Annotated in this window: 22 protein-coding genes and 1 tRNA gene; 12 read left to right on the forward strand and 11 right to left on the reverse strand. The window is 69.5% G+C overall.

The genetic code is table 11. The features are described from left to right. The first annotated feature begins 69 nt into the window (after positions 1 to 69). The gene (locus tag FEK34_RS11780; RefSeq protein WP_138447870.1) at positions 70 to 2,322 is read left to right on the forward strand and encodes a heavy metal translocating P-type ATPase; all 2,253 of its coding nucleotides are present in this window, start codon (positions 70 to 72) and stop codon (positions 2,320 to 2,322) included. 55 nt (positions 2,323 to 2,377) lie between these two features. Here FEK34_RS11780 and FEK34_RS11785 read toward each other — a convergent pair. From FEK34_RS11785 to FEK34_RS11795, 3 genes are all read right to left on the reverse strand, one after another. Next, a tRNA-Gly gene (locus tag FEK34_RS11785) sits at positions 2,378 to 2,450 on the reverse strand. 261 nt (positions 2,451 to 2,711) lie between these two features. Further along, positions 2,712 to 3,494, reverse strand: a complete 783-nt coding sequence (locus FEK34_RS11790; protein WP_138447871.1) for a lysophospholipid acyltransferase family protein — start codon at positions 3,492 to 3,494, stop codon at positions 2,712 to 2,714. A 22-nt stretch (positions 3,495 to 3,516) separates the two neighbouring features. Further along, a complete protein-coding gene (locus tag FEK34_RS11795; protein ID WP_138447872.1) occupies positions 3,517 to 4,278 on the reverse strand; it encodes a lysophospholipid acyltransferase family protein in 762 nt (253 codons plus the stop codon). A 99-nt stretch (positions 4,279 to 4,377) separates the two neighbouring features. Between FEK34_RS11795 and FEK34_RS11800 the strand changes: the two genes are divergently transcribed. From FEK34_RS11800 to FEK34_RS11810, 3 genes are all read left to right on the forward strand, one after another. Beyond that, a complete protein-coding gene (locus tag FEK34_RS11800; protein WP_249359015.1) occupies positions 4,378 to 5,274 on the forward strand; it encodes a hypothetical protein in 897 nt (298 codons plus the stop codon). A gap of 61 nt (positions 5,275 to 5,335) precedes the next feature. Next, positions 5,336 to 6,874 (forward strand): Rieske 2Fe-2S domain-containing protein, encoded by a 1,539-nt coding sequence (locus FEK34_RS11805; RefSeq protein ID WP_138447873.1) that lies wholly within the window; start codon positions 5,336 to 5,338, stop codon positions 6,872 to 6,874. 54 nt (positions 6,875 to 6,928) lie between these two features. After that, positions 6,929 to 7,261, forward strand: a complete 333-nt coding sequence (locus tag FEK34_RS11810; protein ID WP_138447874.1) for a DUF6247 family protein — start codon at positions 6,929 to 6,931, stop codon at positions 7,259 to 7,261. A gap of 93 nt (positions 7,262 to 7,354) precedes the next feature. Here the strand turns inward: FEK34_RS11810 and FEK34_RS31135 are convergent, their stop codons facing one another. The 5 genes from FEK34_RS31135 to serS form a co-directional block, all read right to left on the reverse strand. After that, complete coding sequence (locus tag FEK34_RS31135) at positions 7,355 to 7,489, reverse strand: hypothetical protein (protein ID WP_283206593.1); 135 nt, start codon at positions 7,487 to 7,489, stop codon at positions 7,355 to 7,357. Then, positions 7,490 to 8,488, reverse strand: a complete 999-nt coding sequence (locus FEK34_RS11820; RefSeq protein WP_171048156.1) for a DMT family transporter — start codon at positions 8,486 to 8,488, stop codon at positions 7,490 to 7,492. Between the two features lie 183 nt (positions 8,489 to 8,671). Continuing rightward, complete coding sequence (locus FEK34_RS29955) at positions 8,672 to 10,249, reverse strand: MFS transporter (protein ID WP_171048158.1); 1,578 nt, start codon at positions 10,247 to 10,249, stop codon at positions 8,672 to 8,674. 103 nt (positions 10,250 to 10,352) lie between these two features. Next, on the reverse strand, positions 10,353 to 12,104 hold the full coding sequence (locus FEK34_RS11830) for a putative bifunctional diguanylate cyclase/phosphodiesterase (RefSeq protein WP_249357789.1): 1,752 nt from the start codon (positions 12,102 to 12,104) through the stop codon (positions 10,353 to 10,355). 174 nt (positions 12,105 to 12,278) lie between these two features. Beyond that, entirely contained in the window at positions 12,279 to 13,541 is a 1,263-nt protein-coding gene (serS, locus tag FEK34_RS11835; RefSeq protein WP_138447877.1) for a serine--tRNA ligase, read from the reverse strand. A gap of 135 nt (positions 13,542 to 13,676) precedes the next feature. Between serS and FEK34_RS11840 the strand changes: the two genes are divergently transcribed. The 6 genes from FEK34_RS11840 (at position 13,677) to FEK34_RS11865 (ending at position 19,840) form a co-directional block, all read left to right on the forward strand. Continuing rightward, positions 13,677 to 15,383, forward strand: a complete 1,707-nt coding sequence (locus FEK34_RS11840) for an aldehyde dehydrogenase family protein (RefSeq protein ID WP_138447878.1) — start codon at positions 13,677 to 13,679, stop codon at positions 15,381 to 15,383. 310 nt (positions 15,384 to 15,693) lie between these two features. Next, the gene (locus FEK34_RS11845; protein WP_171048160.1) at positions 15,694 to 16,926 is read left to right on the forward strand and encodes a septum formation family protein; all 1,233 of its coding nucleotides are present in this window, start codon (positions 15,694 to 15,696) and stop codon (positions 16,924 to 16,926) included. A 17-nt stretch (positions 16,927 to 16,943) separates the two neighbouring features. Beyond that, positions 16,944 to 17,294: a metallopeptidase family protein gene (locus FEK34_RS11850; protein ID WP_138447879.1), complete on the forward strand. Its 351-nt coding sequence runs from the start codon at positions 16,944 to 16,946 to the stop codon at positions 17,292 to 17,294. A gap of 171 nt (positions 17,295 to 17,465) precedes the next feature. Continuing rightward, complete coding sequence (locus FEK34_RS11855; protein ID WP_138447880.1) at positions 17,466 to 17,798, forward strand: PE family protein; 333 nt, start codon at positions 17,466 to 17,468, stop codon at positions 17,796 to 17,798. A 48-nt stretch (positions 17,799 to 17,846) separates the two neighbouring features. Next, the gene (locus tag FEK34_RS11860; protein ID WP_138447881.1) at positions 17,847 to 19,013 is read left to right on the forward strand and encodes a PPE domain-containing protein; all 1,167 of its coding nucleotides are present in this window, start codon (positions 17,847 to 17,849) and stop codon (positions 19,011 to 19,013) included. Continuing rightward, positions 19,010 to 19,840: an ESX secretion-associated protein EspG gene (locus FEK34_RS11865; protein WP_138447882.1), complete on the forward strand. Its 831-nt coding sequence runs from the start codon at positions 19,010 to 19,012 to the stop codon at positions 19,838 to 19,840. Before FEK34_RS11860 ends, FEK34_RS11865 begins: the two co-directional genes overlap by 4 nt. Positions 19,841 to 19,907: 67 nt before the next feature. Here the strand turns inward: FEK34_RS11865 and FEK34_RS11870 are convergent, their stop codons facing one another. From FEK34_RS11870 to FEK34_RS11880, 3 genes are all read right to left on the reverse strand, one after another. Next, positions 19,908 to 20,567 carry a histidine phosphatase family protein gene (locus FEK34_RS11870; protein WP_138447883.1) on the reverse strand — a complete coding sequence of 220 codons (660 nt, stop codon included), beginning with the start codon at positions 20,565 to 20,567 and terminating at the stop codon, positions 19,908 to 19,910. Beyond that, positions 20,564 to 21,478 (reverse strand): prephenate dehydratase, encoded by a 915-nt coding sequence (pheA, locus tag FEK34_RS11875; RefSeq protein WP_138447884.1) that lies wholly within the window; start codon positions 21,476 to 21,478, stop codon positions 20,564 to 20,566. The genes FEK34_RS11870 and pheA overlap by 4 nt, the downstream gene beginning before the upstream one ends. 68 nt (positions 21,479 to 21,546) lie before the next feature. Then, positions 21,547 to 21,972 carry a hypothetical protein gene (locus tag FEK34_RS11880; protein WP_249359017.1) on the reverse strand — a complete coding sequence of 142 codons (426 nt, stop codon included), beginning with the start codon at positions 21,970 to 21,972 and terminating at the stop codon, positions 21,547 to 21,549. 96 nt (positions 21,973 to 22,068) lie between these two features. On the opposite strand from FEK34_RS11880, the gene FEK34_RS11885 reads away from it, so the two are divergent. Both FEK34_RS11885 and FEK34_RS11890 read left to right on the forward strand, forming a co-directional pair. Then, positions 22,069 to 22,827: a DUF2470 domain-containing protein gene (locus FEK34_RS11885; protein ID WP_138447885.1), complete on the forward strand. Its 759-nt coding sequence runs from the start codon at positions 22,069 to 22,071 to the stop codon at positions 22,825 to 22,827. A gap of 38 nt (positions 22,828 to 22,865) precedes the next feature. Continuing rightward, positions 22,866 to 23,654, forward strand: a complete 789-nt coding sequence (locus FEK34_RS11890; protein ID WP_138447886.1) for a CPBP family intramembrane glutamic endopeptidase — start codon at positions 22,866 to 22,868, stop codon at positions 23,652 to 23,654. Positions 23,655 to 23,953 lie beyond the last annotated feature (299 nt).

The following is a 23,953-nucleotide window of genomic DNA, read 5'->3' on the forward strand; positions in this document are numbered from 1 at the left end:
CCGGCCCCCGAACCCCGCCGACCCCGCACCGAGCGACAATTACTGAGCACCACAGAAACGGAGCGACCCATGACCACCGCGACACAACCACCCGCCACCGGGCAGGTCGAATTGGTGATCGGTGGCATGACCTGCGCGTCTTGCGCCAACCGCATCGAGAAGAAGCTGAACAAGCTCGACGGCGTCACGGCCACGGTGAACTACGCGACCGAGAAGGCCCGCGTCGACTTCACCGGCGACATCTCCCCCGACGAGCTGATCGCCACCGTCGAACAGGCCGGCTACACCGCGGCCCTACCCGCGCCGAAGGTCGAGGCGGCCGCCGCCGAACCGGTCGAGGAGGATCCGACCGCCTCGCTGCGGACCCGGCTGCTGGTCTCGCTGGTGCTGACCGTCCCGGTGATCGCCATGGCGATGATCCCGGCCCTACAGTTCACCAACTGGCAGTGGCTGTCGCTGACGCTGGCCGCGCCGGTCGTGGTGTGGGGCGCGCTGCCGTTCCACAAGGCGGCCTGGACCAACCTGCGCCACGCCACCGCCACCATGGACACGCTGGTGTCGATCGGCACGCTGGCCGCGTTCGGCTGGTCGATCTACGCACTGTTCTGGGGTACCGCGGGCACGCCGGGGATGACGCACCCGTTCGAATTCACCATCTCCAGGATGGACGGGTCCGGCAGCATCTACCTCGAGGCCGCGGCGGGCGTGACCACGTTCATCCTGGCCGGGCGGTTCTTCGAGGCCAGGTCCAAGCGGCGGGCCGGTGCCGCCTTGCGCGCGCTGCTCGAGCTCGGGGCGAAGGAGGTTTCGGTCCTGCGTGGCGGCTCGGAGCAGCGGATTCCGGTGGAGCAGTTGGCCGTCGGTGACCGGTTCGTGGTGCGGCCCGGTGAGAAGATCGCTACCGATGGCGTGATCGTCGAGGGTTCCTCGGCGGTGGACGCGTCCATGCTGACCGGTGAATCGGTGCCGGTCGAGGTCGGCACCGACGATGCTGTGGTCGGCGCGACCGTCAACGTCGGCGGGCGGATCGTGGTGCGCGCCACCCGCATCGGCTCCGATACCCAGCTCGCGCAGATGGCGAAGCTGGTGGAGGACGCGCAGACCGGTAAGGCGCAGGCCCAGCGGCTGGCGGACAAGATCTCGGGCATCTTCGTGCCGATCGTCATCGCCCTGTCGGTGGCCACCCTCGGCTTCTGGCTCGGCACCGGCGGCGCGATCGCGGCGGCCTTCACCGCGGCGGTGGCCGTGCTGATCATCGCCTGCCCGTGCGCCCTCGGCCTGGCCACGCCGACCGCGCTGATGGTCGGCACCGGGCGCGGCGCCCAGCTCGGCATCCTCATCAAGGGCCCCGAGGTGCTCGAATCGACCCGCCGGGTCGACACGGTGGTGCTGGACAAGACCGGCACCGTCACCACCGGCAAGATGACCCTGCTCGACGTGGTCGCCGCCGACGGTGAAGCCGCCGACGAGGTGCTGGCACTGGCCGGCGCGCTGGAGGATTCCTCCGAGCACCCGATCGCCCAGGCCATCGCCAAGGGCGCCAGGGAGAAGCTGGGCGAGCTGAAGCCGGTGGAGGACTTCGCCAATATCGAGGGCCTCGGCGTGCAGGGTGTGGTGGACGGTCACGCGGTGATCGTCGGCCGGGCCCGGCTGCTGGCCGACTGGTCGCAGCAGCTCGACGCCGACCTCGAACGCGCCATGGCGGCCGCCGAGGCCGAGGGCAAGACCGCGGTCGCGATCGGCTGGGACGGTAAGGCGCGCGGGGTGCTCGTGGTGGCCGATGCGGTGAAGCCGACCTCGGCCGAGGCCATCACCCAGCTGCGCTCGCTCGGCCTGACCCCGATCATGCTGACCGGCGACAATGCCGCCGCGGCCCGCGCGATCGGCGATCAGGTCGGCATCGACGAGGTGATCGCGGAGGTGCTGCCGCAGGACAAGGTCGAGACCGTCAAGCGGTTGCAGGCCGAGGGCAAGGTTGTCGCGATGGTCGGCGACGGCGTCAACGATGCGGCCGCGCTGGCCCAGGCCGATCTCGGTCTGGCGATGGGCACCGGCACAGATGTGGCGATCGAGGCCAGTGACCTGACGCTGGTGCGTGGCGATCTGCGCGCGGCCGCCGATGCGATCCGGCTGTCCCGGCGCACCCTTGCCACCATCAAGGGCAACCTGTTCTGGGCCTTCGCCTACAACGTGGCCGCGATCCCGCTGGCCATGGCGGGCCTGCTGAACCCGATGCTGGCCGGGGCCGCGATGGCGTTCTCCTCGGTGTTCGTGGTGAGCAACAGCCTGCGGTTGCGTAATTTCCGCTCCACCGCGCAGTAACGAACACAGAAAACGGGCGGGACGGCTTATCGGCCGTCCCGCCCGTTTTCTTTTGAGCGGATGACGGGATTCGAACCCGCGACCCTCACCTTGGCAAGGTGATGCGCTACCAGCTGCGCTACATCCGCCTGTCGCCGCGTCGGCGGTGATCCGCCATCGTGCGACGCCAAACTTTAGCCGGAAGCGGCGCCGGGTGCCAAACCGGCTAGTCACCAGGTGTTTCCCACCGCCGACAACCACCCCCGCCGAGCATCGCACCAGGTTCAACCGGTGGCGGGGCACAGCGGCCCGGCGACCCGGGCTACGGCACCGGTATCCGTGTCCGGTGGGCGCAATGCTCACCGACTGCGGCCACGGCGTCGCCTGCTGCGGCAGCGGACAGACTGTGCTTACTCGCGTTCAGGTGCCGGATCTCGGTGCGGCCGTTGTGCCGCCTCACGCTTGGCTCGGCGCGCGGCCAGCTCGGCGCGCTCGAGTTCCGCAGCGCGCTCCACGGTCGGCGCACCGCCGCCGAGCCGGGCCGGCACCCAGGGCGCGCCTGCCGGAGCCGGGTACCCGTCCTGCGCCGCGGCGAGCTGAGCACCCAATTCCGTCCGCAGCCGGGCGGTCAGTTCGTCGGGTGTGCCCATCGGCGGGATCGGCGGTCCGATCCGGATATTGATCGGGAAGTTATTGCGGCCCAGGCGTTTCGGAATATCCTTGGTCCAGATGCGCTGGGCGCCCCAGATGGCGAGCGGAATGATCGGCACATCGGCTTCCAGCGCCATACGGGCGGCGCCGGATTTGAATTCCTTCAACTCGAAGCTGCGGCTGATGGTGGCCTCGGGATAGACGACCACCAGTTCGCCCGCGCGCAGCGCATCGACTGCGCGGGTGAAGGATTCGGCACCGGCGGACCGGTCGACGCCGATCGCCTTGCAATGCTTCATGAGGAAGCCGACGATCCCGTGTTCGAGTTCGGCTTTCATCATGTACCGCACATTGCGGCCCGAATTGCGGCCGACCAGACCGACTTCCATGAAGTCGAGGTAGGCGGTGTGGTTTACAGCGACCACACCGCCGCCGGTGCGCGGAAACAGCTCCTGGCCGCGGATATCGATCCGCAGACCCTGCGCCCAGAGCACTGTGCGCACCAAACCGGTGAGGATGTCGTAGACCGGTTCGCGAGCCATCCGGCAACCCCCTGTGGTCGGCCTACTGCTGTGCGGCGTTCTTGCGTGCGGCCCGCGCGGCGGCCTTCTCCGCGGCCTCGGCGGCGTCCATCGCGTCGGCCTCCTCCAGCGTCGGCGCGCTGCCGCCCAGCCGCGCCGGAACCCAGTAGGCGCCGGGTTCGTGCTGGTAATCGCGCTGCACCTCGAGCAGCATGCGCTGCATGGTGGAGCGCAGCTGCGCGGTGAGGTCGGCGGCGGGCTCGTAGGGCTGAATGGGTTCGCCGACGGCGATGGAGATCGGGGTGTTGGTGCGGCCCAGCCGCTTCGGGAAACCCTTGGTCCACACCCGCTGGGCGCCCCAGATGACGATCGGAATGATCGGCACATCGGCCTCGATCGCCATGCGGGCGGCGCCGGATTTGAATTCCTTGATCTCGAAGCTGCGGCTGATCGTCGCCTCCGGGTACACCCCGACCAGCTCACCGCGCCGCAGATAGTCGACGGCGGCCTTGTAGGAATCGGCGCCGGCGGACCGATCGACCGGAATATGCTTCAGCGCCCGCATGATCGGGCCGGAGATCTTGTTGTCGAAGACCTCTTTCTTGGCCATGAACCGGATATAGCGCTTCGGCGTGCGCACCGGCAGTCCGGCATAGGTGAAATCCATGTATCCGGTGTGGTTCACCGCCAGGACGGCACCACCGGACGCAGGGATGTGTTCATCGCCGGTGACGGTGAACTTCAGACCTTCAACGAAGAAGACGGTACGGGCCAGGCCGATGATCGTCCGGTAGACGGGTTCCACAATTCCGCTAGCGTAGTCGCTGCCCGGCCGATCCGGCAGTGCGGCGGTATTGCGCGCCGTAGGCACAGGGTGATCGACCCCAGTCACGCACGAGGAAAGGTGATCTCCGAAGTGGACCGCGCCGAGCCCGAATCGCAGCACACCCGCTCACCTCGAGCCGCTTTCGTAGCCGCTGCCATCGCCTGCGCAGCCGTGCTCGCCGGATGCGATTCGGCGTCGGGCATCCCCGGTGACGATCCCGCCGACGGCAGCTCCGTCACCGCCACCACGCCACCCGCGGCGATTCCGGCTCAGCCCTCCACGACCACCCCGGCCGCACCCCCGATCCCCGCCGACGCGCCCCCGGTCGGCGCCGTGCCCGGTGTCCCCGAGGCGGCGCCCGCGGTGCGGCGCTGGGCCGTCGACCTGGAGAACAAGACCATCGCCCAGCTCCAGACCACCTGCTGGACGCTGCCGCCGCTCACCGTCGCCGATATGTACGCCGATCCGCAGCCGGTGCTGGCCGCGCTGGCCCGGCCGGGCACCGTCACCGATGACGTCATCACCTGGCGCAACGCCGGCACCACCGTCACCGTCGACCGGGCGGCCGTCGCCTCCGGTTACGCCTGCCCCCGGGTCTTCCCCGCGGGCGCCGAACCCGGCTACGACGACGCCGACGCCCGCCACACCGTGCGCCGCTACCTGGCCCGGCTCACCGGACAACCACTCGACCCGTCCGACCAGGAAGGCACCCACCCGCTGATCTGCAAGGCGAACCCGGCCGCCTGGGATCCGCAGGGCACGGGCAACCCGATTCCGGCGCCGCTGGCCAACAACCCCGGCCGGCTCACCGGCACCACCGCCTTCGCCGATCAGCAGATCAGCTCGCAGGCGCTGCGTGCCGGATATGTGTCGGTTCAGGTGCCGGTGACGAACTCCTCGGGTGTGACCCAGACCAAGACCTTCACCTTGCGTGAGGGAACCGACGGCTACTGCATCGGGGACGTCTCGCCGTAGCGACTACCCTGGACGACCGGCTGACAGTTCGGAAACACCGCGGTTCAGGAGGAACAAGCTCGTGCAGATCACCAGCGTCGGACATGCGGGTTTCCATATCCAGACGACGGCCGGATCGATTCTCTGCGACCCCTGGGTGAACCCCGCCTACTTCGGGTCCTGGTTCCCGTTCCCGGACAACTCCCAGCTCGACTGGGACGCCCTGGGCAATTGCGACTTCCTCTACGTCTCGCATCTGCACCGCGACCACTTCGACGCCAAGAACCTGGCCGAGCACGTCAACAAGGACGCCACCGTCCTGCTGCCGGACTACCCGGTGCCGGATCTGCGCCGTGAGCTGGAGAAGCTGGGCTTCCACAAGTTCTTCGAGACCGAGGATTCGGTCAAGCACACGGTGACCGGCCCCGGCGGCGAGCTCGACATCATGATCATCGCGTTGCGCGCCCCCGCCGACGGGCCCATCGGCGACTCCGGGCTGGTCGTCTCCGACGGCGAGACCACCTGCTTCAACATGAACGACGCCCGGCCGGTCGACATGGACGTGCTGCACGACGCGTTCGGGCACGTCGACATCCATCTGCTGCAGTACTCGGGCGCGATCTGGTACCCGATGGTCTACGACATCCCCAGCCGCACCAAGTCGAACTTCGGCAAGCAGAAGCGTCAGCGCGGGATGGACCGGGCCCGCAGCTACATCGAACAGGTCGGCGCGACCTGGGTGGTGCCCTCGGCCGGGCCGCCGGTCTTCCTCGACGACGAGCTGCGCTACCTCAACGACGACCGCGGCGACGAGGGCAACATCTTCCCTGATCAGATGGTGTTCCTGGAGCAGATGCGGATCCACGGCAACGCCGGCGGCGTGCTGATGATCCCGGGATCGGTCGCCGATGTGCGCGGCGCCGAACTGGAGCTCACCCACCCGTTCGACCCGGCCGAGATCTACGACGACAAGGCCGCCTACATCGAGAAGATGGCTCAGCGGATGGCGCCGGTGCTCGCGGCCGAGAAGGCCTCGTGGGCCACCGGCGACGGCCCGCTGCTGGAACCGCTGAAGGCGCTGCTCGAGCCGATCATGGCGCAGAGCGACCTGATCTGCGACGGCATCGGCTACCCCGTCGGCCTGGTGATCGGCGACGAAACCGTGGTGCTCGACTTCCCGAAGCGCCTGGTCCGCGGCCCGATCGAAGGCGAGGGCAAGTACCGCTACGGTTTCCGCATCGCCCCCGAGCTGGTGCGCACCGTGCTGCGCGACAACGAGCCGGACTGGGTGAACACCATCTTCCTGTCCACCCGCTTCCAGGCCTGGCGCATCGGCGGCTACAACGAATTCCTCTACACCTTCTTCAAATGCCTCACCGATGAGCGCATCGCCTACGCCGACGGCTGGTTCGCCGAGGCCCACGACGACTCCGCCTCCACCGAACTCGACGGCTGGGAAGTCCAACGCCGCTGCCCCCACCTCAAGGCCGACCTGTCCAAGTTCGGCGTCGTCGAAGGCAACACCCTCACCTGCAACCTGCACGGCTGGCAGTGGGACCTGGAATCCGGCCGCTGCAAGACCTCGAAGGGCCACGAACTGCGCTCCCGCAAGCTGGGCTGAGCTGGGACTCGTCGAGTCCGGGGCCGACAGCGCCGGGCCGGGTATCGTGTCGGTATGGCTTCTCCCGCACCGGCACCGGATCCTGCGGGCCCGCCCCTCACCGCAGACCCGGTGACCATCCGCGCGGTCCTGACGCCGACCCTGCGCGCGATCTTCGACTCCGAATGGGAACTCGTGCTCGAGCAGGCCAAGGAGAACAAAGAGCTCACCGGTATCAGGGCGATGCTGGACAAATGGCGCCACATAGCCCACGACGAGCTGGTAGAGCCGGGCAGCTACTTCCGCCTGCAAGCAAAGGCTGAACAGATTCAACGGACCGGCGTCAACCCCGATGCCGCCACGATCGAGGAGATGCGCGCCGTGATCCGGCAGAAGCTGGGCCAATAGGTGTACCGGATCGTCCCCGATGCCGCGACGATCGACCAGGTCGCAGCGCTGCCGATAGAAGCGCTCCTTCCGTACTCCGAAATACTGACGGTCCTAGAGCTGGATCCGTGGGGCGGCGAACCGCAGCACCGCGGCAACCCCGATGGCGCCGTCCGGCGATGGATATTCGGACCCGAAGGTGCCGGGCAGCTGGTCTACCTCGTCGTGGAGGATCGGCGAGAGGTTCATCTACTCCGTGTCCTGTGGTTGGGCTGAGCCCCGTGCGCCGGTGGTACTGCCCGGAGGAACTCCTGTCGCCAGGAGGACTGCGAGCAGGGTGAGGGCGCAGCCGATGAGGGCGGTGATCGAGAGGCCCGCGCCGGTCGGGATGGCGACGTCGAGGGCCACTGAGGCCAGGAGTTGGCCTGCTACCGAGGTGAGGCCCAGAAGTAGGACGCCGATCCAGCGGACGACCAGGACGGCGAGGGCGATGAAGACCACGCCGATGACGCCGCCGAGGTAAAGCCATGGGTCGGTGGGGAATTCGTTTGGTGGGCCTGCGCCTGCGACCACCACGGCTTCGACGGCGAGCAATCCGAGCAGGCCGACGGCGAAGTTGATGCCGGTGGCGGGGAACGGGCCGCCGACCGCGCCGACGCGACCGTTCACCGCCTGCTGCCAGGCCAGGCCGATGCCGGCGAGAGCGGGAACGAGGATGAGGATCGCGGGCGGGACCTCGGCGATGCCGGCCGGCGCGGACAGTGCGCCGCTGACCTCGGAGCTGCCGAACCCGGCGAGCGCGACGGCGAAGACACCGAGTGCCGCGGCGCCGACTCGGCGCAACGTCACCGGGGTGCGACCGTTCGGCGCCAACCCCAGCCGATCCACCACCAGACTGCTCAGCAGCTGCCCCGCCACCACGGCCACGGTGAACGCGGTGACGCCGAGCGCGGTGATGGTGAGACCCTGACTCGCCACGAACGCCGCACCGCACAACCCGCCGAGCAGCTGCCAGGGCCGCAGCTCCCCCGCCGCCACCGCCCGGCGCACCTTGCCGAGACCGTCACGCAAGGTCCGCGAACACGCGAACGCCACCGCCAGCACCAGCAGTCCGGTGCCGAAACTGACCACCGCGGCCGCGATCCCGTCGTGCAACCGCTCGCCCAGCGCCCCATTGATCCTGGCCTGCACCGCGACCCCGGCCCCGATGGACATCCCGAGCCCGAGCCCCAGCCGCCTGTGCACCACCGCGTCACCCTATCCCCGTGCAGGAGCTACACCATGCAGCCGCCGCCCGGCGCTACACGATCACATCGCACGTCGAGCACACCGGCTCGCCTGCCTGCCACCGACCAGGAGGAACCTGCCCCGGCTGCCGACAGGCAGGCATGCGCACCCCTCGCGGGCGAAGCGGGTGCGAGTCGCCTGCCATCATCCGCCGCGATCGGTGGAGCTGCTCGACGGCGCGGGCCGGCGCGGCAGCCAGGCCGGTGTCACCGCGGCGATCGCGAGCACGCCGAGGCCGATCAGCGCGACGGTGGCCGACATCGACAACCACACCGTCACCAGGGCGACGAAGCCGAAGGCCGCGAGCGAGACGACCTCCGACAGCAGGCCGGACACGGAGGTCACCGTCGCCCGCGCCGGGCCTTCGATGGCGTCCTGCAATCGGGCGGCCGCGACCACGCCGGCGTTGTAGATCACGCCGTAGGACACGCCGAGCGCCACGAACCCCGACCCGGCGAGGACGTACATCGCCGCAGGCCAGCGTGTCGCCAGCCCGACCACCACGGCACCGGCGATGAACAGCACGCCCGCGACCGCGACGGCGATACCCATGGTGCGGGCCCGCATCGTCTCGGTCCGCCCCGCCGTCACCGAACCGATCAGCGAACCGACCACCGTGATCGCCACCAGCACCGGGACGACCGCCGTCGCGACCCCGGCCTCCCCCGCGACCAGCGCGAAATACTCGTCGAAGGCAGTAATGCCGTAGAGCAGCGCACCGAGCACCACACCATTGCGCACGGTCCTGACCCGCGTCGCCTCGGCCAGCCCTGAGCGCAGCATGGAAAGGTAGCGCGTGATCGGCCCGGCGGACGGCCCCGGCGTAACAGAAGAACTCGCGGCCGCGGATGAATCCGGTGCCACAGACGAGTCCGGCGCCGCGGAGGGGCTCGGCGCTCGAGCCGGATCCGCCGCCACGGAACGACTCGACGCCACAGAAGGACCCGGCGTAACAGACGGGTCGAGCGCCACAGACGAGTCCGGCGGCGTGGAAGCACTCGACGCCCCAGACGCCCCCGGCATCACGGAAGGCTTCGGCACCCCAGAAGGGTCCGAACCAGCAGCCGACGGCGGCGCGGCGGTGATCGTCTCGGCCGCCACGTCGATGGATGCTTTCGATGCGCCGGTCGGGTCCCCCTCGATCTCCTCCACCTCCGCCGCTGACACCGCCTTGGGCGCCCCGGGTAGGCTCAGCGCGACGACGGTGTGCGCGGCCGCCATCGCCACGCTCACCCAGCCGATCAACGGATAACCGCCGATCAGATACAGCGGGGTCGCGGCGAGGATGGCGATCAGCACCGCGATTTCGGTGCCCGCCCTGGTGTAGCCGAGGATCCGCGGGAACGCCGAGGGTTCGCCGCGCAGGCTGAGTTCGTCGTAGAGCAGCGCCTCGAAGGTCCCCGACCGCAGCGCGCCGGATACGCCCCACACCACGAATCCGGCGGCGAAGCCGAGGTAGCTGGGCAGCACCGTCCACAGGGTGAAACCGAGGGTGAGCAGCACACCGCTCAGCACGAGCAGTCCCCGGCGCGACACCGTGTCTGCCCACGCGCCCGAGGGCACTTCGAGCAGGAACGCCGTCGCGGACCATAGCGCGAACAGCGACGAGATCTGCCCGGCGTTCAGGCCGTGGTCGGCGAACAGCAGGGCATAGATGGCATAGAGCGGGAAGAAATCACCGAGACCGGCGAACAGCACCGCCCGTACGGTCAGCGCACGCATGCCGATCGGTTCGGCAGGCCTGCCGGGGCCGAATCAACAGCCGTAGACGAGTAAACGCATGTCACCAGCATCGCCGCAGCCGACGACCCCGGTCAAGGGATTTTCAGCCGAGCGGAACCCAGCCGTTGCGATCGGCGTCCGCGCCCGGACCGACCCGGCCCTGGTTCTGGTTCAGATCGCTGATGAGTTCGGCGACCGGATGCGAATCGCTGTAGTGGTAGCCCTGTGCCAGCGCGAAACCGAGTTCGGTGAGCACGGCCGCCTGGTACTCGGTTTCCACGCCCTCGGCGATGACCTGCAGGTCCAGCGATTTGCTCAGCGCCGCGATCACGCCGAGCAGCGGCGGGGCGGGCGAGTCGGAGCGGATCGCGGCCACGAACGACTGATCGACCTTGATGATGTCGCTCGGCAGGGTGGCCAGCCGGCTCAGCGAGGAGTAGCCGGTGCCGAAGTCGTCGATGGCGATGCGCACCCCACGGTCACGCAGGGTGTGCAGATTCGCGATGGCGGTCTGCGATTCGGCGGCCAGCTCGCTTTCGGTCACCTCCAGCACCAGCTGATCGGCGGGCCAGCCGGTGCTCTCCAGGATCCCGGTGACCCGGTCGGCGTAGCCGGATTCGGCCAGCTCCAGCCCGCTGACGTTGACGTTGAGCGTGAGATCGAGCTGGGCGAAGGTTTCCTGCAACCGCGCCGCGTCGGCGCAGGCCCGGCGCAGCACCAGCTCGTCGAGGTCGGAGATGAGGTCGTATTCCTCGGCCACCCGGATCAGGCCCTCGGTGGTGACGTCCGGTTGCGCGCTCGACGACCAGCGCAGCAGCGCCTCCACCCCGACGGCCTTGCCGCCGCCCTCGCTCAGGCTGACGATCGGCTGGTAGTGCACGTCGAGAGCGCCGCGGTCGATGGCTTCGCGCAGCTCCACTGCCAGCGGCAACTGCCGCGACGATTCCAGCACCGTCCGGTTCCGGCCCGCTTGCTTGGCCCGATACAGGCCCACATCGGCACGGCTGACCAGCAGCGACCCGGATTCGCCCGGCTGCCACGACGTCACACCGGCCGAGCAACCGGTGGTGACGGCGGCGCGCAGCTGTTCGGTCAGCAGGATCGCGGCCTGTTCGGTGGTGCCGGGCAGCAGCAGCGCGAACACGTCGCCGCCGTAGCGGGCCAGCCGCTGTTCGGGCGTGAGCAGCTTGGACCAGGTATCGGCCACCCGTTGCAGCACGGCGTCACCGGCGCGGTGCCCGAGATGATCGTTGACCTTCTGGAACCGGTCGAGGTCGACCAGCACCAGCGCCAGCCCCTCCTCGGAGCGGGTGGCGTTCTCGATGGCGGTGTTGAGCGCCCGGTCGAAGCCGCGCCGGTTCAGCAGCCCGGTGAGCACGTCGATATCGGCCTCGGACGCCATCCTGGTGAGGATCCCGACGACGACGCCGACCCCGAAGGTCACCCCGGCCGGGATCAGCCCCGACCACCACGGCAGTCCCTCGCGGGTGGGCAGCACCCACAGGCACGCCGCCATCGCGAACGCGATATGCGCCATGGCCAGCGGCCAGACGAAGAACAATGCGGCATCGCAGGCGACGAACACATAGAACGAGGCCAGCGTGATCGAGCCGACGGTGTTCGGGAAGGCGTACACGGCGATGGTGACCAGGATCGTCGCGATGGCGACGTAGCCGTGGTGGATGGTGTGCGGCAGCCGCGGACCCCAGCCGAGCAGGCTGATGCCCAGCAGCAACGCCACCGCGGCGGCGGTACCGACCAGCGGCCGGTTGCCCTCGTCGCCGGGCGCGACGGCCGTGATGATCAGCCCGAGCGCGCCACCCATGACATAGAAGGCCCCGGTGGTCCTGGACATGACCATGGCCGTCGCCAACGCAGACGCGGCCCGCACCCGGGTTCGGGTATCGCCGCGAGACCCGATTCCTCGCACGAAAGACAGCCTAGACAACACCAAACCCCCCGGTTGCCACATCACGCGAATCGGACATCGCACCCATCCTCGCCCAGGCGTATCGGGCCGTACACGGCGCTACTTCGGCGCCGTCAACACTTCGGTGCCGACGAACGGCACCAGCGCCTGCGGCACCCGCACCGACCCGTCGGCCTGCTGGTGGTTCTCCAGCAGCGCCACGATCCACCGGGTGGTGGCCAGGGTGCCGTTGAGGGTCGCGGCGATCTGCGGTTTACCGTTCTCGTCGCGATAGCGCACCGAGAGCCTGCGGGCCTGGAAGGTGGTGCAGTTCGAGGTGGAGGTGAGCTCGCGGTAGGTCTGCTGGCTCGGCACCCACGCCTCGCAGTCGAACTTGCGCGCTGCCGAGCTGCCCAGATCGCCCGCGGCGACGTCGATGATGCGGTAGGGCACCTCGATGGCGGCCAGCATCTCGCGCTCCCAAGCCAGCAGCCGCTGATGTTCGGCGTCGGCGTCCTCGGGCTTGCAGTAGACGAACATCTCGACCTTGTCGAACTGGTGCACCCGGATGATGCCGCGGGTGTCCTTGCCGTAGCTGCCCGCTTCCCGGCGGAAGCACGACGACCAGCCGGCGTACCGCTTGGGGCCGCCGCTGAGGTCGAGGATCTCGTCGGAGTGGTAGCCGGCCAGCGGCACCTCCGAGGTGCCGACCAGGTACAGATCGTCGTCGGCCAGGTGGTACACCTCGGCCGAATGCTGACCGAGGAATCCGGTGCCCGCCATGATCTCCGGGCGCACCAGCACCGGCGGGATCATCATGGTGAAGCCGTTGGCGACCGCGCGCTGGGCCGCCAGCTGCAACAGGCCCAGTTGCAGCAGTGCACCGTAACCGGTGAGGAAGTAGAACCGGGCGCCGGAGACCTTCGCGCCGCGTTCCATGTCGATCAGGCCGAGCGATTCGCCCAGCTCCAGGTGATCCTTCGGGGTGAAGTCGAATTCGGGCGGGGTGCCGATGGTGTCGAGCAGGACGTAATCGTCCTCGCCGCCGGCGGGCGCGCCCTCCTGCACCACATTCGAGATGGCGCGCTGCGCGGCGTCCAGGTCGGCGTCGGCGGCGTGCTGGGCGGCCTCGGCCTCCTTGACCTTCGCCGACATCTCCGACGCCTCCGCGAGCAGCGCCGGGCGCTCCTCCTTGCTCGCCTTGCCGATCTTCTTGCCCATCGCCTTGTGTTCGGCACGCAGATTGTCGGCGGTGGCGACCGCGGCCCGGCGCGCCGCGTCGGCCTCGAGCAGCGCGTCTACCAGCGCGGGATCCTCACCGCGCGCCCGCTGCGAGGCACGGACGACGTCGGGATGCTCGCGCAGGAATCGGAGGTCGATCATGGCTGACCAGCCTAGTTGGCTGGACGTGCGCGGCGTAATCGGATATCGGTTCGCGACCGCGGGCAGCGCAGGGTCCGGCCCGGGCGGATCCGGATTCGCCCGGCCGGAATCGGTACACAGGCGCATAGTTGTTCTGTGGCCACCACTTTCGACGACACCGCAATCGACAACGCACTGGCCGAGCTGGCGGCAGGCGAGAAGGCGTGGGCGGGTACTCCGCTGCGTCGCCGCCGCGAACTCCTCGAACAGATCCACGCCAGGACCGCGCGCTTCGCCGCCGACTGGGTGCGCGCCGCCTGCACCATCAAACAGCTCGATCCGCAGTCCCCGCTGGTCGGCGAGGAGTGGATGTCGGGCCCGCTGACGCTGCTGCAAGCCACCACCGCGCTCGCGGAAACACTGAGCGCGCTCGAGGCCGGGCGCAGCCCGCTCGACGGCATCGATCTGCGCCCTGCCCCGGGCGGACGGCTCGCGGTGCCGGTGCTGCCCTACGACGCCTACGACAAGCTGCTGCTCAGCGGGTTCTCCGGGGAGGTGTGGCTGCGTCCGGGCGTCGATGCCGCGACCGCGCGCCGCAAGGCCGGGCTCGCGCAGCAGGAACCGGCGGCGACCGGCGGGGTCGGGGTGGTGCTCGGCGCGGGCAACATCATGTCGATCGCGCCGCTGGACACCCTGTACGAGCTGTACGCGAACAACCGGGTGGTCGCGCTGAAACTGAATCCGATCACCGACCCGTTGTTCACGGTGTTCGAGATGATCTTCGCCCCGCTGATGGAGCTCGGGGTGCTGCGCATCCTCACCGGCGGTGCCGACGCGGGCGGATACCTGGTGCGTCATCCAGGGGTCGCGCACGTGCACATGACGGGCAGCGCCGCGACCCACGACGCGATCGTGTGGGGCACCGGACCGGATGCGATCGAACGGCGCCACGATCGTCGTCCGCTGCTGGACAAGCCGATCACCAGTGAACTCGGCGGCGTCTCGCCGACCATCGTGGTGCCCGGCGAATGGTCCGAGGCCGATCTGCGTTATCAGGCCGCGCACGTGGCGACCCAGCGACTGCACAACGGCGGCTACAACTGTGTGGCCGCGCAGACGGTGGTGCTCAGCGCGGACTGGCCGCAGAAGCAGCAGTTCCTCGACGCGCTGCGCGAGGCGATGGCGCAGGCGCCGCAGCGTCCGCCGTACTACCCGGGCAGCGACAAGCGGGTCGCGGACGCGCTGGCCGCATACCCGGACGCCCGCAGGCTCGGCCCCGATTCCGGGCGGGTGCTGGTGGAAAAGCTGCCCACCGCCGACACCGCACTGCTGCGCACCGAGTACTTCGCGCCGGTGCTCGGCGTGGTCGAGCTGCCAGGAGCGGGCGGTGAGTTCCTGCAACGCGCGGTGGACTTCGCCAACAGCGAGCTCACCGGCACGCTCGGGGCGAACCTCATCGCGCATCCGGTCACCATCAAACGGCTCGGCCTCGCGTTCGAGCGGGCGGTGGAGCGGTTGCGCTACGGCACCGTCGCGATCAACGCCTGGACCGGGCTGGCGTTCCTCACCCCGCGCGCTTCCTGGGGCGCCTACCCCGGCCACACCCTCGATGACGTCCAGAGCGGCATCGGCATCGTGCACAACGCGCTGCTGCTCGACGACGTCGAACGCACCGTGGTGCGCGGCCCGTTCCGCCCGGCGCCGCGCTCGGTGCTGCACGCGGAGTGGGCGCTCTCGCCCAAGCCGCCGTGGTTCGTCGACAACACCACCGCGGCGTCGACCGGGCGCAAGCTCACCGAGTTCTACGCGGGGAAGAATCCGGCGCGGCTGCCGGGGTTGTTCGCGTCCGCCCTGCGGGGGTGAGCAGCCGGCTCCGGCCCATCGCGAATCCTCGGTGTAGGCACGACGGTGCCGATACGCCCGGTCCGCGGTGCCGATGGCGGCTGCCTCTTCGGTGACGGCGTCGCGGTCAGGAGGGCCCGAACCGCCCGACTCGGCCGATCCGTCGTCCTGGTGCAGGGCATCTCGGCCAGGTCGGAGGGCATATCCACCATCCTCATGGCACGGTGGCCCACGACACTGCTGTATCTACTCGGCACGAGCGAGGGGGCCTACGTGGTTACGCAAGCTTCCGCCTCCGGCCCCTGACTCGCTCGTGCCATGATGGATCGCGATGACCTCCGATGACGCGCACACGCCCCCGCCGGTGCCCGAGTCCGCTCGGGACGGTGATCCGTCGCGGCCTGCCGCAGGCCGCCCCGCACGCGGCTCCGCCGGCCGGCGTCCGCGCGGCGCCGCCTTCGGCCGGTCGAAACCGCGGCAGGGTCGCGGGTCGACGGTCGCGGGCTCGGCCGAGCAGGCCGACGCGGACTCGGGAGGCAAGCTGCGGTTGTCTGCGCCGAAACTGCGCTGGGGTCTGCTCGCGGTCGCCGTCGGCGCGGTGACCGCGGCCATGGTGACGCTGTTCGTCACCGGTTTCGAGAACGATTCCGGCCTGGAAGCGCACAACCCGGCCGTCGCCGTGCCCGCGGGCGCCGAGAAGACCTTCGGCACCGCCACCCGCGGCGACTGCCTCAGCTGGAACGCGCCGGATCGCTCCGATCTGGTCGAGGTCGACTGCGCGGACAAGCATCTGTTCGAGGTCACCGCCGATATCGATCTCAGCAAGTATCCGGGCAAGGAGTTCGGCCCCGGTTCGCGTTTCCCGGATTCGCTGCGATTCACCGAGCTCAAAGAGGAACACTGCGTCACCGCGGCCCAGCAGTATCTCGGCGGGAAGTTCGATCCGCGTGGACGTTTCGTCGTCGGCCTGATGTATCCGAGCCCCGAGGGCTGGGCCAAGACCGGAGATCGCAAGCTGCGCTGCGGACTTCAGGCCGCGGGCCTGACCGGTGCCGCCTCCGCGCCGCTGCCGACCACCGGCAGCGTGCTCGACAACGACCAGTCCAAGGTGTTCGCGCCGGGCGTGTGCCTCGGCATCAACCAGAACCTGCCCACCGATCCGGTCGACTGCACCCAGCCGCACGCGGTGGAGATCGTGGCGACCGTCGATCTCGCCGGCCGTTTCCAGGGCCCGCCGCCGCCGAAGGAAGAGCAGGACAAGTTCGTCGAGGGTGAGTGCGCGCGGCTGTCCACCGAATACCTCGGCGGCCCCGATGTCCTGCGCAACAAGACACTGACCCTGTTCTTCGACTACATCGACGCGCGCAGCTGGCTGGCGGGCAGCCGCAAACTCGACTGCATGGTCGGCAAGGGCGCCGACCGCGAAGGCTTCGCACCCATCACCGGATCGGCGAAGGGTGACATCCTGATCAACGGCCAGGCACCGGTGCCGCCGCCGAGCGACGGCCGCTACACCCCGCCGCCGCTGCCGGGCGCCGCACCGCTACCGCCGCAGCCGCGATAGGCGGGGCGACGACGTCCATGCCGGTCTCGATGTCCGAGGACCGCTTCGAGGAGCTGGTCGCCGATGCGCTCGATCTCATTCCGCCCGAACTCGCCCGAGCCATCGACAATGTCGTGGTGCTGATCGAGGCACGCAATGCGGAGGATCCACATCTGCTCGGGCTCTATCACGGAATCGCGTTGACCGAGCGCGACAGTCATTACGGCGGCTCACTGCCGGACACCGTCACCATCTATCGAGACGCCCTGCTGGAGATATGCGGCGACGAAGAAGAGGTGGTCGAAGAGGTGGCGATCACCGTGATCCATGAGATAGCACACTATTTCGGGATTGACGAAGAACGGCTCCATCAGCTGGGATGGGGCTAGTCTTAGCCCGAGCTGTATGCGAACCTGTGGATGGGGGTTCGCGTCCGGCTGCTAAGACCGGAAGGAACTCTGGATTCGATGGAACCGAACGTGGTGACGTCGCGTCCAATGTACTCGTAGGGGGAATTCTCGTGGTTCCGCCGAACAGCTACCACTAGAAGGAGTCGAGACATGATTGGCAACGTGCACGTCACACCCGAACTCATCCTCGCCGCGGCTGTCGAACTGGATCTGCTCGCCGACCGTCTGGCCGGGGTGGCCGCGGTGGCCGGACCGGCAACGCATGTCCTCCCCTCCGGCGCCGAGGAGGTGTCGCTGCTGGCGGCGAACCACTTCAATCACGCGGCCATCACGCACGATCGGTCCATCGCGCAGGCGATCCTCGAACTGCACCATGCTGCCGCGATCCTGCGCACTCAGCTCGCGCAGTACATGGCCGAAGACGCCATGTCCGCCGGAATCGTCACGCTGACCGGCGCACCGTTCAACTCGATCGTCGCCTAGCCGACCGCCGATCCGGCTCCGAGCTTCACACAAGGGGAGAAATCAAGTATGACCGCAGGAATCACCGGGGTGTTCTGGCTGCCCCGCATGGCCGAATTCAACTCCGTCTCGCTGAACGCGGGCGCGCACGCCGTGCCGATCTCGGCCGCTGCCACCGCATGGGGGACGCTGACCGGCGCCTGGGTGGACGCCACCGCCACCGTCACCCGGGTGATGGCCGAACTGGGCCTCGGCCTGCAGAGCGTCAACGGCATCGGCGCGCTGGCGCGGCTCGGCGGGTTCACCGCGTGGGCGGGCCAGCAGGGCGTGATGGCCGCGACGATGGGCAGCAAGGCCGCCGCCAACGCCACCGCCTACACCGTCGCCTCGCTGGCGATGCCGAGCCTGCCGGAGATCGCCGCGGTCAATACCGCGGTTGTCGCCTCGGCCAACCCGGCCGGTGCGCTCTCGGGCGCGTTCGAGGCGGCCGAAGTCGCCAAGCACGCCATGGACATTCGCGCCGCGCTGGTGATGGAGACCTACGAGGCCGCCACCACCGCCACCGTGATCACCCCCGGTGAGTTCATCAATCCGCCGCCGATCGCCAACGGCGCCGGCTCCGCCGAAGCCGCTGCCAACGCCGATCAGGCCTTCCAGAGCGGCAACGGCGACCCGGTGCAGACCGCGCTCGCCGCCGCGGGCGCGGTGGTGAACAACCCGGCCATCAGCAGCGCGGTCACCCAGGCCGCGAACGTGGCCGGTTCGGTCGCCACCAGCGGTGTGAGCACCGTCGGCAACCTCGGCGCCAACGCGATCGCCGCCGCCACCAGCTCGGGCGCGCCGGGGGTTGCCTCGATGGCTCCGGTCGGCATGGCCGCCGGTGGCGCCGCGGCCGCGGCGGGCGCCTCCACCCGCGCCGCCGGGATGGGCGCCTCGCTCGGCGCGGGCAACAGCGCGTTCAAGGTGCCCGAGGGTTGGGGCGCGCCGCCGGTCAGCGGCGGTGCCGGTGCGGCTGCTCCGGTCACCGAGGTCGCCGTGGCACGCACCGAGGGTGCGCCGATTCGTCCCGCCTCCACCGGGCCCGCCAGCCCGCTGCTCGGCCGCGGCGCGGCCAACAGCGAGGACGACGAGTCCGAGCACAACGGCGCGGATTACCTGCGGGCCGACCACTTCTCCGACGGCCGCCTCGCCGCCGACGGTGTCATCGGCGCCGATCCCGCCGGGACGGCCAAGTGACGGTACTGGGTGCCGGTCGCGGTCCGGCGACGCTCGGCGCCGTCACGCTGTCGCTCGACGAAATGCAGTTCCTGCTGGAACATTTGCAGATCGACGAGGTCCCGGTCGTATTGAACGCGATCGGGCGCTACGACAACGAGACCGCGCACGATGCGGCGATGGCCGCGGCCGCCCAGTCGCTCACCGAACGGGATCTGCTCGACGGTGAGGTGGTCCAACCGGATCTCGCCGACCGGCTGCGCGCGCTCAACCGCCCGCACTGGGCCATCGCATTGCGGCTGGTCGTCTCCGGCCAGGTGAGCCGGATGTGCCTGGCCAAGGGCGACGATCTGGTGACGGTCGCCTTGCGCGGACCCGAGTCCTATGTGATCGACGAGGCCGACGAGGATCTGCCCGGCCCGGTGCTCGCCGCGCTCGGGCCCGCCGAGGCGCTCGAACTCACCGGGATGAACGCCCCGACAGAGCAATTGGAGCCGATCTTCAACGACCTCGGTGATGCGACGGCCACCGCCAACCGCCTCGCCAAGGTCGGCAATCCGCCACGGGACGCGCAGACGCTCGCCTCGGCACTGGTGCATCTGGATTCGCATGCCGAGATCGTGGGCGTCGTCTACGGCGACGGCACCCGCGAGATGGCCGACAACCACATCGCGGTATTCAACACGCGCGCAGGTCGTTTCATCGCGACGGCGAGCGTGTCCGATGACGGCGTGAAGTGGACCTCGTTCAGCAGCGGCACCAACGCCCGATTGCGGATCGCGCTGCAAGATCTGATCAACTCGCTGCCGGAACGCGAAGAGTTCCCGGACACTCCAGCGGTGGTCTGATCCGGCTGTGTTCTGAACCATCGAGCACCGCGCCCGGTTACCTCTCGTGACCGGGCGCGGTGGCGAATCACCCCATCGGGTCGTCGGAGCCCAAGGCCGGCGCGCGCCCGAACGGCGGGGTGAACCGGCCCCAGCGCACGCATTCCCAGCTGCCGTCGGGACGCGGGGCCAGCTCGATGGTCTCGGTGTTGTCGAGATGGTTGTCGATGGTGAACGGCGGCGCCACGCCGGTCAGTGTCCGCGCGACCAGGCGCATGGCGGCGCCGTGATTGACCAGCAGCACGTCACCGGCGTCGTCGAGCAGGTATCGGTCGCGCAGGTCGGTGATGGCGGGCAGGAAACGATCGAGCACGTCCTGACCCGATTCGCCGCCGGGCAACCGGTGCGTCAGTTCGCCCTCATGCCAGGACCGGTAGACCCGGAGGAACAGCTCGTGCGCCCGCTGGCTGCTCTCCCCCTCCAGATCACCGACCTGCACCTCGTGCACGCCGTCGAGCACGCCGGCCGGGATACCGGTCGCGGCCTCGATGTAGCTCGCGGTCTGCCTGGCCCGCAGCGCCTGCGAGGACAGCAGCAGCCGCGGCGGCACGACCAGCCGGGAGGCGAAGGTCTTCGCCTGTGCCGCACCGCGTTCGGTGAGCGGCAGTCCGGGCAGACTGGTATCGAGCATCCGTGCGACATTGCCTTCGGTCTCACCGTGCCGCACCAGAATCAGCTTGCCTGTCACAGGTCGGCAACCCCCTTTCGTAATCGGGTCAGCCACTGCGCGGCTTCCTCATCCGACGGCGGCGGCGTCCCGGTGGGCGAGGTGGCCGGCCAGGAGCCGAGGAAACGGATACGCGCCGTGCGGTGCAGCGCCTTGAGCGCTTCGGCGACCGCGGCGTCGTCGATATGGCCGACGCAGTCCAGATAGAACCGGTAGGTGCCCATCCCGGTGCGGGTCGGCCGCGATTCGATCCGGGTCAAATCGATGCCGCGGGTGGAGAACTCACCGAATGCCCGCATCAGCGCGCCCGGTTCGTTCGGTAGCTCGAGCACGATCGAGGTGCGGTCGGCGCCGGTGGCCTGCGGTGCCACCCGTGGCTTGGTGACGAGCACGAAACGGGTGATCGCGTCCTCGTGATCGGCGACGCCCTCGGCCAGCGGCACCAGTCCGAGGCGTTGCCCGGCCAGCGTGGTGGACACCGCGGCATCCGCGCGCCCGGCCAGCACATCCTCGGCGGCGGCGGCGTTCGACGCCGACACATAGCTGGTGGCTCCGGGTAGATGACGTGCCAGCCACAGCCGCACCTGCGCGGCCGCCACCGGGTACGCGGCCACCGAGGTGACCTCGTCGAGCCGCGTGCCCGGGCGGGCCAGGATCGCGAAGCTCACCTCGAGTTCGGCTTCGGCGATGATCTGTAGCCGCGGGCCGACGGCCAGCGAATCCAGGGTGGCCGGGATCGAGCCCTCCACCGAACTCTCGATCGGCACCACGGCGCCGTCGACGTCGCCGGAGCGGATCAGGTCGAGCGCGGCGCCCTGACTGGGCGCGGCGATCCGCTCGACCGGCCCGTCGAAGGCCCCCGAGTTCTCGAGTTCGGCGAGGGCCATCTCGGTGAAGGTTCCGGAGGGCCCGAAATACGCTATTCGCGGCACGCCTACGAGATTACTTGCGCGAGGCCGCGCGTTCGGCCGACTTCCCGAGGCCGGGAACGGCTGGGCTATCAGTCGGCGACCGGAGCCAGCAGCTCGGTGAGCTCCTGAGCCAGTTCCTGGGGATGACTGGTCTCGATGGCCAGCAGAACCCCGCGCACGGCCTCGATCGCCTGCGGCTTCAAACCGGTGAGGAATCCGACATCGGGGGTGGTCAGCGCGGTGCGGATGTCCTCGCCGCACAGCGCGGCGGCGGTACCGGCGACGATGGCCAGCGCGCGCTGCGGATCGTCGGTCCGCGCGATCACGCCGGTGTCGGAGTGGGCGGCTTCGGCGAGAATGTCGGCGATCTCGGCAACCTCGAGCTCGGCCGCGATGCCGCGTCCCGCGGGCGCCGACCCGAGGGGGACGACAAGACCGTCGGCCAGGTGCCGTCGCGCGGGGACGGTCAAGGCGACCAGAACCGGCTCGCTGCTCATGGCCTTCAACTTACCCACCGGCCAGATGTTGCGCGCATCCCCACGTTCGCTTAGGTTAGGTTAACCTAATTGCGCACCTGTGAAGTGGGGCACGTTCACCCAGTGGAGGTTTCAATGCCGGAGACGATCAGCGCACCGACGACCGCCGAGCGGGTGCGCAGCGCCTGTGCGCATGCCGAGTATTCGGTGCTGGCCCTGCCCGGCACCGATCCGATCCCCACCTCGGTGCATCATCTGCGCGAATGCGGTGACGCCGTGATCGCCGTGCCCCGCGACAGCGCCGCCGCGCACGCCGCCGCCTCCGGTGCCGCGGGCGCGCCCGCCGTCCTCGAACTCACCGACCACGCGCCGCTGCCGCTGCGCGAACCCGTGCGCGCGCTGGTATGGCTGCGCGGCTGGGTGCGGGCCGTGCCGACGCAGGCGCAGCGCGCGCTGGCGACCGAGGTCGCCAAGGAGAACCCCGATCCGGGCCTGCTCGACGTCGGCCACACCGCCACCCTGTTGCGACTGGTGATCAACTCGGCCGTGGTCGCCGATTCCACCGGCGCCGAATCGGTGTGCGTGGAGGATCTGCGGATGGCCCGGCCCGACCCGTTCTGCTCGATGGAATCGGCCTGGTTGCAGCATATGGACGCCGACCACGCCGACGTCATCGCGCAACTGGCCCGGCATTTGCCGCCCCGGTTGCAGCGCGGCAGTGTGCACCCGCTCGCCATCGACCGCTACGGGCTCACTCTGCGCGTGGAAGGCGAAGACGGCGATCACGACGTGCGCCTGCCCTTCGCCGCGCCGGCCGACGACGTCGAATCGCTGAGCCGAGCGGTGCGTCTGCTGGCGGGCTGCCCTTTCCTCAACGGACTGCGCCGCATCTGACACCGCCTCCCACGGACCCGGGCAATAGATTCGGCTGCATGCGCGATGACCTCGGCCCGACGGAAACCGGTGAGCCGACCGACCGGGAACGCACCGGTATCCGGCTCGAGATCCTGGTGGTGCTCGGCGTCACCTTCGGGCTGAGCGGACTCAACGCCGCATTGTCGCTGGTGGAGAGCGCCCTCGCACCGGGAGGTGTGGACGAGCAGACCGTCGCGCTCAATGCCTCGCGCTCGGCGCAGTCGACCATCGACCTGCTGTTCCAACTGCTCGGCGTACTGCGGCTGACAGCGTGGGCCGGGCTCGGGCTCTACCTGCTCTGGCGCAGCGGCATCGGCCCGCGTGCCATCGGTCTGGCCAAGGCGCGCTGGCGGCCGGATGTGCTGCACGGCCTGGTGCTGGCGGCGGTGATCGGGCTGCCGGGGCTGGCTCTGTACCTGATCGCGCATGCGGCGGGCGTCAGCGTGACGATCGTGCCCAGCGCCCTTGACGAGCACTGGTGGCGACTGCCCGCGCTGATCCTGTCCGCCTGCGCCAACTCCGCCGCCGAGGAGATCATCGTGGTGGCGTACCTGATCACCCGGCTGCGGGCGCTGGGCTGGTCGGACAACCGTTCCCTGCTCGCCTCGGCCCTGCTGCGCGGCAGCTACCACCTCTACCAGGGCCTCGGCGGCGGCCTCGGCAATATCGTGATGGGCCTGATCTTCGGCCGCTACTGGCAGCGCACCGGCCGGCTCTGGCCGCTGGTGATCGCGCACGCGTTGATCGATGCGGTCGCCTACATCGGGTACACGGTGCTGCGCGGACGGGTCGGCTGGCTGCCGTGAGCAGCGACAGCGGGTGCGATCGACCTCGACGCGCCGTCGGGTAACAAACACCGCCGAAATGGGTAAGTAGAGTGCGACATGATGAACGGCGACGACCCACGGAGGCGCCGGGTCCCGCCGCAGGCGCCCGGTCGACCCGGCGCGCGATCGCCCGAACCGGGCATGCGCAGGCCACCCGCGGAATCAGGCAGGCCCGCGACACCGGGTGAGCGTCCCGACGCGGATCCACGCAGGCCGGGCCCTCGGTCCGCCGACCGCCACCCGATAGACCAGCCCGGCTCCCATCGGCCGGCTCAGGA

This window comes from Nocardia cyriacigeorgica (assembly GCF_005863245.1).
Lineage (GTDB): Bacteria > Actinomycetota > Actinomycetes > Mycobacteriales > Mycobacteriaceae > Nocardia > Nocardia cyriacigeorgica_C.